Origin of the sequence: Pseudomonas sichuanensis (assembly GCF_003231305.1) — a bacterium.
GTDB classification, from domain to species: domain Bacteria; phylum Pseudomonadota; class Gammaproteobacteria; order Pseudomonadales; family Pseudomonadaceae; genus Aquipseudomonas; species Aquipseudomonas sichuanensis.
Genome location: NZ_QKVM01000004.1, coordinates 17,014 through 31,890, shown reverse-complemented (window position 1 = coordinate 31,890; position 14,877 = coordinate 17,014). Strand labels below are relative to the sequence as shown.

Below are 14,877 nucleotides of genomic sequence, written 5' to 3'. Positions count from 1 at the left end.
ACAAGATTTATATGCCCACACGGCCTGTTGCTACAGGGGCCGTGACGGGCCTGGATTGTTGTTACTTGCCCGACTTGACCTTGGTCCAGCTACGGGTCATCAGGCGCTGCACCTTGGGTGGCAACTCTGCGTTGACGAACATCTTGTCCAGCACTTCCTGCGGTGGGTAAACCGCGGCGTCAGTCCTCACGGCCTGGTCCATCAGGTCGCCAGCCTTGGGGTTCGGGTTGGCGTAACCGACGTAATCACTGACCTGGGCGATAACCTCAGGCTTCAGCAAATAGTTGATGAAGGCGTGGGCCTCTTTGAAGTTCTTGGCGTCCTTGGGGATCGCCAGCACATCGAACCAGAGGTTGCCGCCTTCTTTCGGGATTGCGTAGGCCAGGTTCACGCCCTTCTTCGCTTCAGCAGCACGGGCCTTGGCCTGGAACACGTCACCGGAGAAGCCTGCCGCGACGCAGATGTCGCCGTTGGCCAGGTCGGTGATGTATTTCGAAGAGTGGAAGTAGGTCACGTAGGGGCGCACGGCCAACAGCTTGGCCTCGGCCTTCTTGTAGTCTTCAGGGTCGGTGCTGTTGGGGCTCAGGCCCATGTAGTTGAGCACCGCCGGGAGCATCTCGTCGGCCGAGTCGAGGAAGGCCACGCCGCACTTGCTGAGCTTCTTCATGTTCTCGGGTTCGAACAGCACGGCCCAGGAGTCGATCTTGTCGGTGCCCAGCACCGCCTTGACCTTCTCGACGTTGTAGCCGATGCCGTTGGTACCCCACAGGTAGGGCACGGCGTACTGATTGCCCGGGTCGTTCTTCTCGAGGCGCTTCATCAGCGCCGGGTCGAGGTTGGCATAGTTGGGCAGCAGACCCTTGTCGAGCTTCTGGAACGCGCCCGCCTTGATCTGCTTGCCGAGGAAATGGTTGGACGGCACGACCACGTCATAGCCGGTCTTGCCGGCCAGCAGCTTGCCTTCCAGGGTTTCGTTGGAGTCGAACACGTCCTGCACCGGCTTGATACCGGTTTCTTTCTCGAAATCCGCGAGGGTGGTCGGCCCGATGTAGTCGGACCAGTTGTAGATATGCACCGTGGGCGCCGCTTGGACGCTGCAAGCCAGCGTCAGGCCCGCTCCGGCCATCAAGGCCTTGCGCAATACAGAAATAGACAAGTGGGGGCTCCTTACAATCAGTGCCTTTGCGGGCGGAAAACCTGGCCGCTCACGCAAAACCGGCGCGCAACTTACCTTCACGGCTTCGATGCCGCAAACTTATTTGCCTAAAGCTGCCTCTGGGCCGCAAAGGCCCGGCCCAGAGGGTCCCGCATCGGGCTTACTTGCCCGACTTGATCTTGGTCCAGCTACGGGTGATGTCGCGCTGGGCAGCCTTCTCCGGCGCCTTGATGGCGTACAACTGTGCCTTCACTTCATCGGACGGGTAGATGGCCGGGTCGCTGGTGATGTCCTTGTCCACGAACTGGGTGGCCGCCTTGTTGCCGTTCGGGAAGCGCACGGCATTGGTAATGCCGGCCATGACTTCCGGTTGCAGCAGGTAGTCCATGAACTTGTAGGCCGCTTCGACGTTCTCGGCGTCCTTCGGAATGGCGACCATGTCGTAGAAGGTGCCGGCACCTTCCTTGGGAATGGTGTAGCTCAGCTTGACCTTGTCGCCGGCCTCGTGGGCACGGGCCTTGGACTGCTCCAGGTCACCCGAGTAACCCACGGCCACGCAGATGTTGCCGTTGGCCAGGTCCGAGATGTACTTGGAGGAGTGGAAGTAGGTGATCGAAGGGCGGATCTTGAGGAACAGGTCCTCGGCGGCCTTCAGGTCTTCCTTCTTGGTGCTGTCGCTTGGCTTGCCCAGGTAGTGCAGCGCGGCCGGGATCATCTCGGTCGGTGCATCGAGGAAGCTCACGCCGCAGCTTTTGAGTTTTTCGATGTTCTCAGGCTTGAACACGGCGTCCCACGAATCGATCTTGTCCACGCCCAGCGCGGCCTTGACCTTCTCCGGGTTGTAGCCGATGCCGATGGAGCCCCACATGTACGGGAAAGCGAACTTGTTGCCCGGGTCGCTGGCGTCACCGACGGCCTTGAGCAGGGCCGGGTCGAGGTTTTTCCAGTTGGGCAGCTTGGAACGGTCCAGCTCCTGGTAGACGCCAGCCTTGATCTGCTTGGCCAGGAAGTTGTTGGACGGCACGACGATGTCGTAGCCCGACTTGCCCGCCAGCAGCTTGGCCTCGAGGGTTTCGTTGCTGTCGAAGACGTCGTAGACGACCTTGATGCCGGTCTGCTTCTCGAAGTTGGCCACGGTGTCCGGGGCGATGTAGTCCGACCAGTTGTAGACGTGCAGCACTTTGTCATCAGCCTGAACAGCGGTCGCCACGGCACCCATCAGGGCGGCGGCCAGCAGCGTCTTGCCCAATTTCTTCATGCGTAATGCTCCAGAATTTATTATCAAGCCATCTGTTCAGCAGCCAGGGCCCACGGTGCACGCGCTGGGCGACTGAAACAGCCGTTAGTCTGGCAAGTTACAAGGCGCTGTTTCAACACAACCAGAGCCTTGTAATGACTTAATGTCACCTCGCCAGCCTAGCAGACCGTCATTTGATCGCTTCGTACGTCAAATCCAGGCACTTGCGCGCCTTTTCCACCAGCTCGTCCACCTCGGCATGGGTAATCACCAGCGGCGGGGCGATGATCATGGTGTCGCCCACGGCGCGCATGATCAGGCCGTTCTCGAAGCAGAAGTTGCGACAGACCATGCCCACACCCTTGCCCTCGAAACGGCTGCGGGTGGCCTTGTCCTTGACCAGTTCGATCGCGCCGAGCAGGCCCAGGCCGCGCACTTCGCCCACCAGTGGGTGGTCCTGCAGCTCACGCAGTCGTTTTTGCAAGTAGGGTGCCACTTCCGTGCGCGCCTTCTCGACAATGTGCTCGTCGCGCAGGATGCGCAGGTTTTCCAGGCCCACCGCGGCCGCCACCGGGTGGCCGGAGTAGGTGAAGCCGTGGTTGAAGTCGCCGCCTTCGCTGATCACCTTGGCCACTTTGTCACGCACGATCACACCGCCCATGGGGATGTAACCGGAGGTCAGGCCCTTGGCGATGGTCATCAGGTCGGGCTTGAGGTCGTAGTAGTCGGAGCCGAACCACTCGCCTGTACGCCCGAAGCCACAGATCACTTCGTCGGCGACGAACAGGATGTCGTACTTCGCCAGGATCTCCTTGACCTTCGGCCAGTAGGTCTCTGGCGGAATGATCACGCCGCCGGCGCCCTGGATCGGCTCGGCGATGAAGGCGGCGACGTTGTCTTCGCCGACTTCGAGGATTTTCTTCTCCAACTGCTCGGCCGCCCATACCCCGAATTCGTCCGGGGTCATGTCGCCGCCCTCACCGAACCAGTACGGCTGAGGAATGTGCACGATGCCCGGGATCGGCAGGCCGCCCTGCTCGTGCATGCCGCTCATGCCGCCCAGGCACGCGCCGGCGAAGGTGGAGCCGTGGTAGCCGTTGATGCGGCCGATGATGGTCTGCTTGTGCGGCTTGCCCTTGAGCGCCCAGTAGTGGCGGACCATGCGCAGCACGGTGTCGTTGCCTTCGGAGCCGGAGCCGGTGAAGAACACATGGGTCATGCCCTCAGGGGCCACGTCGGTGATCGCCTTGGCCAGCTCCAGCGCGGGCGGGTGGGCGGTCTGGAAGAACAGGTTGTAGTACGGCAGCTCGCGCATCTGCTTTTCTGCCGCCTGCACCAGTTCTTCACGGCCATAGCCCACCGCCACGCACCACAGGCCGGCCATGCCGTCGAGGATCTTGTGGCCCTCGCTGTCCCACAAATGCACGCCCTGCGCCTTGGTGATGATGCGCGGCCCCTTCTCCTTCAGCTGCTTGTAGTCGCTGAAAGGTGCAAGGTGGTGCTCGCCGCTCAGGGTCTGCCATTCACGGGTTTGCGGGTTGTTGACGCTCATGTGCTTCTCCATGGTCCGGTGGCCGCGCCTTGGGCGGCCTCAGGGTTGATCACACAGCAAACAGCAGGAACTCTCGCTCCCAGGAGCTGATGACGCGCTTGAAGTTTTCATGCTCGGCGCGCTTGGTGGCGACGTAGCCGGTAATGAATTTCTTGCCCAGGTACTGCTCCAGTGCCCGGCTGATTTCCATGCGTTCGAGGGCATCCTCGATGGTCAGCGGCAGGCGCAGGTTGCGGCGTTCGTAGCCGCGCCCCTGTACCGGCGCGCTGGCCTGGATGCCTTCGACCATGCCGATGTAGCCGCACAGCAGGCTGGCGGCGATGGCCAGGTACGGGTTGGCGTCGGCGCCCGGCAGGCGGTTCTCGACCCGGCGGTTCTGCGGGCCGGCATCCGGCACGCGCAAGCCGACGGTGCGGTTCTCTTCACCCCACTCGACGTTCACCGGCGCGGAGGTGTCCGGCAGGAAGCGGCGGAACGAGTTGACGTTGGGGGCGAACAGCGGCAGCGCCTCGGGGATGAATTTCTGCAGGCCGCCGATGTGGTTGAGGAACAGCTCGCTCATGCTGCCATCGGCATTGGAGAAGATGTTCTTGCCGGTGGCGGCATCGACCACGCTCTGGTGCAGGTGCATGGCACTGCCCGGCTCGCCGGTCATCGGCTTGGCCATGAAGGTGGCGGCCACGTTGTGCTTGAGCGCCGCTTCGCGCATGGTGCGCTTGAACACCAGGATCTGGTCGGCCAGGTGCAGGGCGTCGCCGTGACGGAAGTTGATTTCCATCTGCGCGGTGCCGTCTTCGTGGATCAGGGTGTCGAGGTCCAGCTGCTGCAGTTCGCACCAGTCATAGACGTCCTCGAACAGCGGGTCGAATTCGTTGGCGGCCTCGATCGAGAACGACTGGCGGCCGGTTTCCGGGCGGCCGGAGCGGCCTACCGGCGGCTGCAGCGGGAAGTCCGGGTCTTCACTGCGCTTGGTCAGGTAGAACTCCATCTCTGGCGCGACGATCGGCTGCCAGCCCTTGTCGGCGTAGAGCTTGAGGACTTTCTTGAGCACGTTGCGCGGCGACAGTTCGACCGGGTTGCCCTTCTTGTCGTAGGTGTCGTGGATCACCTGGGCGGTCGGCTCGATGGCCCAGGGCACGAGAAACACCGCGTTCTCGTCGGGGCGGCAGATCATGTCGATGTCGGCCGGGTCGAGCAGTTCGTAATAGATGTCGTCGTCGACGTAATCGCCGGTCACGGTCTGCAGCAGCACGCTCTCGGGCAGGCGCATGCCTTTTTCGGCGATGAACTTGTTGGTGGGCGAGATCTTGCCGCGGGTGATGCCGGTCAGGTCGCTGATCAGGCATTCCACTTCGGTGATCTTGTGCTCTTTCAACCAATCGGTGAGCTGGTCGAGGTTGTTACTCATAAATACCTCAGGAGGTAATGTGGCCCGGTTGCAGGGAACCGGCTGCCATTGACGCCTGGCGTCGGTCAAAGTCGGCGCACACAGCGCCGAGGGGCCTGGACAGGCCCGCGCCTTGATTCTGGATGGAGTGCCTGGCTAAAGCAAAAACCTGCGCGCAGGACGCCAGTGGATACACTCCATAAGAGTGGCTCCGTGGTGAAAGCAAAGGGCAGATAGAAAGGAAGGCGTGCAGTAACGCGTTACGAGGCATGGTTTTTTTGTGCGAACCGTCAATTATTGCGGCCACTGCAGCCACCCACTGTTGCAGGCGTGCAATGATCGGACGGTAACCGGGAGATGTACCTGAGCGCACCGTGCATGCAGTGCTGGCAGGTCTCGACAGGCGGACCATGTGACCCTCGTATTATTGTGTTCTGGGTTGTGACCGAGCTTAGCCTTGTTCATTTTTTTACACAACTCCTCCGTAAAAAATAAAACACGGCCCGCTCTGGATAACCCTTCGGCACGAAAATAGCGGATAATGGCACGCCCCGATATGCAGCAAATCTGCCGTAGACGTGCCATTTCAGGGCATCATGGGGCTGGCTTGACTTAACCCGGTCTTTCCGATTGACTGGGGTTGCAAGCCCCCCTTGATTGATATTTTTAACAACAAAGGTGTTGCATCATGTCGGTACCCCCGCGTGCCGTTCAGCTTAACGAAGCGAACGCGTTCCTTAAGGAACATCCTGAGGTTCTCTACGTTGACCTTCTGATTGCAGATATGAATGGTGTGGTTCGTGGCAAGCGCATCGAGCGCACGAGCCTGCACAAGGTTTACGAGAAAGGCATCAACCTGCCGGCCTCCCTCTTCGCCCTCGACATCAACGGTTCGACCGTCGAAAGCACCGGCCTCGGCCTGGACATCGGTGATGCCGACCGCATCTGCTACCCGATCCCCGACACCCTGTGCAACGAGCCCTGGCAGAAGCGCCCTACCGCGCAACTGCTGATGACCATGCACGAACTCGAAGGCGAGCCGTTCTTCGCCGACCCGCGTGAAGTGTTGCGCCAGGTGGTGAGCAAGTTCACCGACATGGGCCTGACCATCTGCGCCGCGTTCGAGCTGGAGTTCTACCTGATCGACCAGGAGAACGTGAACGGCCGCCCGCAGCCGCCACGCTCGCCGATTTCGGGCAAGCGCCCGCAGTCGACCCAGGTGTACCTGATCGACGACCTCGACGAATACGCCGACTGCCTGCAGGACATCCTCGAAGGCGCGAAAGAGCAGGGCATCCCGGCCGACGCGATCGTCAAGGAAAGCGCCCCGGCACAGTTCGAAGTCAACCTGCATCACGTTGCCGACCCGCTCAAGGCCTGTGACTACGCGGTGCTGCTCAAGCGGCTGATCAAGAACATCGCCTACGACCATGAAATGGACACCACCTTCATGGCCAAGCCCTACCCGGGCCAGGCAGGCAACGGCCTGCATGTACACATCTCCGTGCTGGACAAAGATGGCAACAACATCTTCACCAGCGAGGATCCCGAGCAGAACGCCGCGCTACGTCACGCTGTCGGCGGTGTGCTCGAGACCCTGCCCGCCTCGATGGCGTTCCTCTGCCCCAACGTCAACTCGTACCGCCGCTTCGGCGCGCAGTTCTATGTGCCCAACGCGCCGAGCTGGGGCTTGGACAACCGCACCGTGGCCCTGCGCGTCCCTACAGGTTCGCCGGACTCGGTGCGCATCGAACACCGCGTCGCCGGTGCCGATGCCAACCCGTACCTGATGATGGCGGCCGTGCTGGCCGGCGTGCACCACGGCCTGACCAACAAGGTCGAACCGGGTGAGCCGATCGAAGGCAACTCGTACGAGCAACTTGAGCAGAGCCTGCCGAACAACCTGCGCGATGCCCTGCGCGAGCTGGACGACAGCGAGATCCTCAACAAGTACATCGATCCGAAGTACATCGACATCTTCGTCGCGTGCAAGGAGAGCGAGCTGGAGGAGTTCGAGCATTCGATCTCCGACCTCGAGTACAACTGGTATCTGCATACCGTGTAAACGAAAACGCCGCCCTCAGGGGCGGCGTTTTTTATTGGCGGCAGCGACGCTTTCTTCGCGGGTAAATCGCAGCGGCGAACTACCGCCCCCACAGGCCTTGCACATAACCTGTGGGAGCGGGTTCACCCGCGAAAAGGCCCCAACAAGCATGCGCCTACAACGGCTTCTCGAAAATCTTCGAATTACGCTGGAAGTTGTACAGCGACGCCCGCGCCGCCGGCAGCTGTTCCACGCCACAGGGCGCAAAGCCACGCTCGCGGAACCAGTGCGCGGTCCGGGTCGTCAGCACGAACAAGGTCTTCAACCCCAACTGCCGAGCCCGCGCCTCGATGCGTTCGAGCAGCTCGTCGCCACGCCCGCCATGCCGGTACTCAGGGTTCACCGCCAGGCACGCCAGCTCCCCCGCCTCGGAATCGGCAATCGGGTACAGCGCCGCGCAGGCGATGATCATGCCCTCGCGCTCGACCACGCTGAACTGCTCGATCTCCCGCTCCAGCACCTCGCGCGAACGGCGCACCAGGATGCCCTGCTCTTCCAGCGGGCTGATCAGATCCAGCAGGCCACCGACATCGTCGATGGTCGCCTCGCGCACCACCTCGAACTGCTCCTGGGACACCAGCGTGCCGCCGCCACCGCGGGTGAACAGCTCGGTCAGCAGCGCGCCATCTTCGGCGTAACTGACGATATGGCTGCGCGCCACCCCGCCCTTGCAGGCCTCGGCGGCCGCGTCCAGCAATTCAGCCTGGTAATCGCTGCCCAGGCGCTGCAGGTGCGGCGCAATGTGTTGCGGGCGCAGTTCGCGTACCAGTTGCCCCTGGTCATCCAGCAGGCCGGGTTCGGCGCCGAACAGCAGCAGCTTGTCGGCACCCAGCTCGATCGCGGCGCGGGTGGCCACGTCTTCACAGGCCAGGTTGAAGATCTCGCCGGTCGGCGAGTAGCCCAGCGGCGACAGCAGCACGATGGAGCGCTCGTCGAGCAGGCGGTTGATGCCCTTGCGGTCGACCCGGCGCACTTCGCCGGTGTGGTGGTAGTCGACCCCCTCCAGCACGCCGATCGGCCGCGCGGTGACCAGGTTGCCGGAAGCCACGCGCAGGCGCGAGCCCTGCATCGGCGAAGCCGCCATGTCCATCGACAGGCGCGCCTCGATGGCCAGGCGCAGGGCGCCGACCGCATCGATCACGCAGTCGAGGGTGGCCGCGTCGGTGATCCGCAGGCCATGGTGGTAGTGCGGGGTCAGGCCGCGAGCGGCCAGGCGGCTTTCGATCTGCGGGCGCGAGCCGTGCACCAGTACCAGCCGCACGCCGAGGCTGTGCAACAGCACCAGGTCGTGGACGATATTGCCGAAGTTCGGGTGTTCCACACCATCGCCCGGGAGCATGACCACGAAGGTGCAATCGCGGTGGGCGTTGATGTAGGGAGAAGCATGGCGCAGCCAGTTGACGTAATCGGGCATGACGAGGCCTGTGGATAAGTGAACGGAGAACGAAAAGGCGCACAACGTTCGAAAGTCATCGTCGGAACAGGCTTGCGGTCACGCGCGGTCTCCTCTAGGCAGGAACGAATCAGCTCAATGGACGTTTAGCTCAGGCAATAGTGCCGGATCAGGTCACGCAATAGACGCACGGTAGGCTCGATACGTGACATTTCAAGGTACTCGCCAGGCTGGTGGGCGCAGGCGATGTCGCCCGGGCCGAGCACGATGGTCTGGCAGCCGAGCTGCTGAAGATAAGGCGCTTCGGTGCCAAAGGCCACCGCTTCGGCGCGATGGCCGGTCAGGCGTTCGGCCAGTTGCACCAGTTCGCAGTCGGCGGCCTGCTCGAAGGGCGGCACCTCGGGGAACAGTGGTGCGTAGTCGATGCGCACCTCATGGCGCTCGGCCAGCGGCGCCAGTTTGCCGCGAATGGCCGCACGCAGCTGCTCGACATCCATGCCCGGCAGCGGGCGCAGGTCGAACTCCAGTGCGCACTGGCCACAGATCCGGTTGGGGTTGTCGCCGCCGTGGATGCAGCCGAAATTCAAGGTTGGCGTAGGCACCGTGAACTGGGGATTGCGGTACTTTTCCTGCCAGCCGCGGCGCAGGCTCATCAGCTCGCCCATCACCGCATGCATGGCCTCCAGGGCGCTGTGGCCAAGCGATGGGTCCGACGAATGGCCGCTGCGCCCAAGGATGTCGATGCGGTCCATGAGGATGCCCTTGTGCATGCGGATCGGCTTGAGCCCGGTGGGCTCGCCGATCACCGCCGCGCGACCGAGCGGCTGGCCGGCTTCGGCCAGGGCGCGGGCGCCGGACATCGAGCTCTCCTCGTCGCAGGTGGCGAGGATCAGCAGCGGTTGCTTGAAGTCGTGCTCCAGCAGCGGAATCACCGCGTCGATGACCAGGGCGAAGAAGCCCTTCATGTCGCAGCTGCCCAGCCCGACCCAGCGGCCATCGACCTCGGTCAGCTTCAGCGGGTCGCTTTGCCACAGCTGCGGGTCGTAGGGCACGGTGTCGCTGTGCCCCGCCAGCACCAGCCCGCCCGGGCCGGTGCCACGGCTGGCGAGCAGGTTGAACTTGCCGGGGCTGACCTGCTGGATCTCGCAGTTGAAGCCCAGGTCGCCCAGCCAACCGGCCAGCAGGTCGATGACCGGGCGGTTGGACTGGTCCAGCGCAGGCTGGGTGCAACTGACCGACGGGGCGGCGATCAGGGCGGCGAACTGGTCTTTCAGCGACGGCAACGGCATGCGCGGACTCCTCAAAAGCATGGGGCATCATAGCAATGGAGGCCGTTCACTTGGCAATTCGTGGAGTCATCGTGGGAGCGGGCTTGACCCGCGATACCGGCGCAGCCGGTGCCATCTATCGCGGGTCAAGCCCGCTCCCACGATGATTCATGACGTAAGTGCTGTAGACTGCCCGGCAACGATGTCCCCTCCTTCCGAGCCCGCGATGCACACAGAAACCGAACTCAAACTCCGCGCCAGCCCCGAGACCCTTGCCGCCCTGCGCGAGCACCCGTTGCTGAAAAAGCGCAACAAGTCCGGCTGGCAGACCCGCGAACTGCTCAATCAGTATTTCGACACCCCCGAGCGTGAGCTGTCCGCCGCCCGTGTCGCCCTGCGCCTGCGTCGTGACGGCGAGGTGATCATCCAGACCCTCAAGTGCCGCGGCCAGAGCGTGGCCGGCCTGTCCGAGCGCAACGAGCACGAGTGGCAGCTGGACAAGGTCAAGCTCGACCTGAAGAAGCTCGACGCCAGCTGCTGGCCCGAGCAACTGGCCGAGCTCGACAAGAAAACCATCAAGCCGTTGTTCACCACCGACTTCACCCGCGAGTACGCGGAAATTTCCTGGGGCCGTGGCAAGGCCAAGGTGGTGATCGAAGCGGCGCTGGACCAAGGCTTCGTGATCGCCGGCAAACGCAAGGAAGCCATCTGCGAGCTGGAGCTCGAGCTGCGCGAAGGCGCGCCCGAAGCGCTGCTGGAGCTGGCCGCCGAACTGGCCGCCACGCTGCCACTGATGCCCTGTGACGTCAGCAAGGCCGAACGCGGCTACCGCCTGCTCGACGAAGGCAGCTACGAGCTGGACCTGCCGAGCGCCGAGCTGGATGCCGAAATGCCGGTAGACGACGCCTTCGCGGCCCTCGCCTGGCAATTGCTCGGCAGCAGCCAGCGCCTGGCCGAACAGTACCGCCACACCGGCCATTGGCGCCTGCTGCAGGACTGGGTGCACTGCCTGGCCGAACTGCGCGCACTCACCGGCAGCCTGGGCCAGGCCGCGCCGCGCGCTGCCACCCGCGAGCTGCGCGCCAGCCTAGATGCCCTGCTGGAAGACTGGCGCCCGCTGGTGCTGGCCGGCAACGAGGACGAAGACATCCGCCGCGCCGCGCCCGAGCAGTTCATTGAAGAGCTGGAAGACCCGCGCTGGGGCCAGTTCTCCCTGCAGACCGCGCGCTGGCTGACCGCCCGTGCCTGGACCGTCGAGCGCAAAGGCCGTGGCGAACGCCAGGGCAAGGCGCAACTGGCCAGCTGGCTGCAGCACCTGCTCGGCGAAGAAGCCCGCGCCCTCAAGCTGCCGCTGTACGTGCAGCGCCCGGAAGACCTGGCCGAACAGCTGCCGCGCATCGAGTCGGTACAGGCCTGGATGCACCATGCCCGCCAGGTGCTCGACCTGCCCCAGCAGGACCGCTTGTACGGTGAGTTGAACAAGCTGCATGAGCTGGCCGAGCAAGCGCTGGTCGATGAGCACAAGGACGAGCTGCTGGAAGCACGCATCGAGCAGGCCCGCGCCATCGAACAGAACCGCGCCTGGAAGTACCTGCTCAAGTCGCCTTCAGCGCGTTAAGGGCAGGCTGGTCGTGGACTTGATCTCGGACAAGGCCACGATCGAATTGACCTCCTGGATCCCCGGCACATTCGACAGCTTTTCGAAGAAGAATCGTTCGTAGGCTTCGATGTCCGGGGTGACAATACGCAGCAGGAAATCCACCGAACCCATCAGCACGTAGCACTCCAGCACCTCGGGGAAGCCGCGGATCGCCTCGGTGAACTCGGCGAAGTTCGAGCGGCCGTGGGCATTGAGCTTCACCTCGGCGAAGATCTGCGTATTGAGCCCCACCTTCTTGCGATCCAGCAGGGTCACCTGGCCGCGGATCACCCCCTCCTCTTTCAGACGCTGGATACGGCGCCAGCAGGGCGATTGCGAAAGGCCAACCCGCTCGGCGACCTGCGCGCTGGACAATGAAGCGTCCGCCTGCAGCACCTCGAGAATGCGCCGGTCATAGGCATCCAGTTCGCTTTGCATGATTGATTCTCCAATGCGCGATAAAACGAATTAATTAATTCGTCAAAATCGTAAATGGCCGAATCATAGCGAAAATATGCCCCGCCGAACGTGCAAGAATTTCTGCACTTTCGCGGAGACCCAGCATGAACGCACTCGAACGCCCCCTCACTTCGCCCCGCACCGACGCCTGGGCCGCCACGGCCGCGCACAGCACCGTGCACTACCACCTGCAGGCCGAAGCCGAGCCGGACACCTTGTGCCGGGTGCTGAACCTGTTCGCGCTGCAATTTCTCACCCCGCACAGCGTGCAAGTGAGCCAGTGCGACGACCTGCTCGACGTGCAGATCGGTATCGGCGGCCTGAGCTGGCACCGCGCCGAAGTGATCGCGCAAAAGTTGCGCAACCTGGTCTGCGTCGCCGAAGTCAGCCTGCACAACCTGCCGCGCCTGGCGCACGCGGCAGTAAGCTGAAGGCCGCCGGCGGCAAGATCCGGAAATCCTTTGCCGCACCGAGGGTGGGGCACCCGGGCTAGCCTTTCCAGGCCTTCGTTCACCTGGCCAGGACGCCGCCATGCTCGCCAAGGATAGCCACGACCTCGACCTCAACCGCCTGCTCGACGCCCTGCTGGCCGAGCAGCGCATCACCGCCAGCGATGCCCTGCAGGCACTCGAACGGGCAAGGGCCCACCCCGCCGACCATCCTCTGGAACTGATTGCAGGCCTGGCCCTGCCAGACCCACTGCACCCAGGCCAAACCCTCGGGCTGGATAGCCTCTGCCGCTGGCTGGCGCATCAGGCTGGCCAGCCATTCCTGCACATCGACCCTCTGCAGATCGACCTGGCCCGCCTCGGCAACCTGGTCTCTGCGGCATTCGCCCAGCGCCACGGCATCCTTGCGGTGGCCATCGACGACAGCAGCATTACCGTGGCCAGCGCCCAGCCCTACCAGCGCGAGTGGGAAGCCGACCTTGCCCTGAGCCTTGGCAAGCGGGTGCGCCGGGTGCTGGCCAGCCCCAGGCAACTGCGTCAGCTGGCGACGACCTTCTACGACCTGGCCCACTCGGTGCACGGTGCCGGGCAGCAGCAATCGCCGCGCCTGGGCGAGCTGGAGCAACTGCTGGAGTTGGGCGCTGGCCATGCTCAAGCCAGTGCCGACGACGCCCACATCGTGCACATCGTCGACTGGATGCTGCAGTACGCCATCGAACAAGGCGCCAGCGACATCCACCTGGAGCCGCGCCAGGCGCAGGGCCACCTGCGCCTGCGCATCGACGGCCTGCTGCACGCGGTCTACGCCTTCCCGGCGGCGGTTGCGCTGGCCATGGTCAGCCGCCTGAAACACCTGGGGCGGATGAACGTGGCGGAGAAACGCCGGCCCCAGGATGGCCGGCTTAAAAGCCGCCTACCCGGTGGGGCGGACATCGAGTTGCGGCTCTCCACCCTGCCCACGCCGTTCGGCGAGAAGCTGGTGCTGCGCCTGTTCGACCCTCGGCAACGGCATGACACCCTCGAACGCCTGGGGCTGGGCGGCTCGCTGCTGCAGCAGTGGCAAGCGCTGTTGCACCAGCGCCAGGGCATCCTGCTGGTCACCGGGCCCACCGGCTCGGGCAAGACCAGTACGCTGTATGCCAGCCTCAGGCACCTGGCCACACCACAGGTGAACCTGTGCAGCATCGAAGACCCCATCGAACGCCTGGAACCGGCCATCAATCAGTTGCAGGTCCAGCCGGGCCTGGACCTGAACTTTGCCGACGGCGTGCGCGCCCTGCTGCGCCAGGACCCGGACATCATCATGATCGGTGAGATCCGTGACCCCGAGACCGCGCAGGTGGCCGTGCAAGCGGCACTGACCGGGCACCTGGTGCTGTCCACCCTGCACACCAACGATGCCTGCGGTGCCATTACCCGCCTGCAGGAACTGGGTGTGGCCGACTACCTGATCAAGGCCACGCTGATCGGCGTGCTGGCCCAGCGCCTGGTGCGCACCCTGTGCCCGGCCTGCCGCGACAGCGCCCAGCAGGAGCAGCCCTGCCGCCAGTGCCGGGGCAGCGGCTTCCAGGGCCGCACAGGGTTGTTCGAGTTGCTCAGGGTAAGCGCCAGCCTGCGTGAACGGATCACCCCAGGCGCCGACCTGGCCGCCCTGCGCCGGCAGGCACAGGCCGATGGCCTGCGTGACCTGCAACGCTGCGGCCAGGAGCGCGTCGAGCAGGGCCTGACCACCCTGGAGGAGGTGCTGCGAGTCTGTGGATAAGTGAGAAATCCCCTGTGTGAGCGGGAACTTGGCCCGGGCAGGCATGATCCAACGGGCATCTCAAACAGCCCTCAAAGACCGAGGTGATTCATCATGCGTTTCAAAACAGCCATCGCAGCCACCGTCCTGTTCGCGCTGCCCATTGGCTCTGCCATGGCCGACACGTTCTGGCGCAACATCATCTCCTCGGGTGCCACCACTGCCTCGACCTACCTGACCTTCAAGGACCACAAGCTGATCGTCGCCGCCCAGGATGACGCCGGCAGCTTCGTCGCCAGTGACGGTGCGATTCGCGGGCCGTTCCTGGAAGCAGCCATCAACCAGGTTCGCGCCGACAACCCAGGCGTGCAGGCCAGCGACATGGAACTGGCCAATGCAATCCTGGCCAAGAATGCCGTAGCCGAGTGATCCAGGAGGCTGCTGTGTAGCCCAATCGCCGGCAAGCCGGCTCCCACCCCGACCGCATCAGCC

At 63.7% G+C, this 14,877-nt stretch carries 12 protein-coding genes; 5 read left to right on the top strand and 7 right to left on the bottom strand.

The window, feature by feature from the left end:
- Window positions 1-61: 61 nt before the first annotated feature.
- The 4 genes from DM373_RS03090 to DM373_RS03075 form a co-directional block, all read right to left on the bottom strand.
- The gene (locus DM373_RS03090; protein WP_110992167.1) at window positions 62-1,156 is read right to left on the bottom strand and encodes a polyamine ABC transporter substrate-binding protein; all 1,095 of its coding nucleotides are present in this window, start codon (window positions 1,154-1,156) and stop codon (window positions 62-64) included.
- A 160-nt stretch (window positions 1,157-1,316) separates the two neighbouring features.
- Entirely contained in the window at window positions 1,317-2,414 is a 1,098-nt protein-coding gene (locus DM373_RS03085) for a polyamine ABC transporter substrate-binding protein (protein ID WP_110992166.1), read from the bottom strand.
- A gap of 169 nt (window positions 2,415-2,583) precedes the next feature.
- Window positions 2,584-3,945, bottom strand: a complete 1,362-nt coding sequence (locus tag DM373_RS03080; RefSeq protein WP_110992165.1) for an aspartate aminotransferase family protein — start codon at window positions 3,943-3,945, stop codon at window positions 2,584-2,586.
- 49 nt (window positions 3,946-3,994) lie between these two features.
- Window positions 3,995-5,353: a glutamine synthetase family protein gene (locus DM373_RS03075; protein ID WP_110992164.1), complete on the bottom strand. Its 1,359-nt coding sequence runs from the start codon at window positions 5,351-5,353 to the stop codon at window positions 3,995-3,997.
- Between the two features lie 667 nt (window positions 5,354-6,020).
- On the opposite strand from DM373_RS03075, the gene DM373_RS03070 reads away from it, so the two are divergent.
- Window positions 6,021-7,397, top strand: coding sequence for a glutamine synthetase family protein (locus DM373_RS03070; protein ID WP_110992163.1), 1,377 nt, complete (start codon window positions 6,021-6,023; stop codon window positions 7,395-7,397).
- Window positions 7,398-7,551: 154 nt separating this feature from the next.
- Here the strand turns inward: DM373_RS03070 and argA are convergent, their stop codons facing one another.
- Window positions 7,552-8,850, bottom strand: coding sequence for an amino-acid N-acetyltransferase (gene argA / locus DM373_RS03065; protein WP_110992162.1), 1,299 nt, complete (start codon window positions 8,848-8,850; stop codon window positions 7,552-7,554).
- A gap of 125 nt (window positions 8,851-8,975) precedes the next feature.
- Window positions 8,976-10,118 (bottom strand): acetylornithine deacetylase, encoded by a 1,143-nt coding sequence (argE, locus tag DM373_RS03060; protein ID WP_110992161.1) that lies wholly within the window; start codon window positions 10,116-10,118, stop codon window positions 8,976-8,978.
- A gap of 205 nt (window positions 10,119-10,323) precedes the next feature.
- On the opposite strand from argE, the gene DM373_RS03055 reads away from it, so the two are divergent.
- Window positions 10,324-11,715, top strand: coding sequence for a CYTH domain-containing protein (locus tag DM373_RS03055; RefSeq protein ID WP_110992160.1), 1,392 nt, complete (start codon window positions 10,324-10,326; stop codon window positions 11,713-11,715).
- Here the strand turns inward: DM373_RS03055 and DM373_RS03050 are convergent.
- The gene (locus tag DM373_RS03050; protein ID WP_110992159.1) at window positions 11,704-12,174 is read right to left on the bottom strand and encodes an Lrp/AsnC family transcriptional regulator; all 471 of its coding nucleotides are present in this window, start codon (window positions 12,172-12,174) and stop codon (window positions 11,704-11,706) included. The genes DM373_RS03055 and DM373_RS03050 overlap by 12 nt on opposite strands.
- Before the next feature lie 125 nt (window positions 12,175-12,299).
- Here DM373_RS03050 and DM373_RS03045 point away from each other — a divergent pair, with 125 nt between their 5' ends.
- The 3 genes from DM373_RS03045 (at window position 12,300) to DM373_RS03035 (ending at window position 14,814) form a co-directional block, all read left to right on the top strand.
- Window positions 12,300-12,626, top strand: coding sequence for a hypothetical protein (locus DM373_RS03045; RefSeq protein ID WP_110992158.1), 327 nt, complete (start codon window positions 12,300-12,302; stop codon window positions 12,624-12,626).
- Between the two features lie 100 nt (window positions 12,627-12,726).
- Window positions 12,727-14,406, top strand: a complete 1,680-nt coding sequence (locus tag DM373_RS03040; RefSeq protein WP_110992157.1) for a GspE/PulE family protein — start codon at window positions 12,727-12,729, stop codon at window positions 14,404-14,406.
- Window positions 14,407-14,499: 93 nt separating this feature from the next.
- On the top strand, window positions 14,500-14,814 hold the full coding sequence (locus DM373_RS03035; RefSeq protein WP_110992156.1) for a DUF2388 domain-containing protein: 315 nt from the start codon (window positions 14,500-14,502) through the stop codon (window positions 14,812-14,814).
- Window positions 14,815-14,877: the final 63 nt, after the last annotated feature.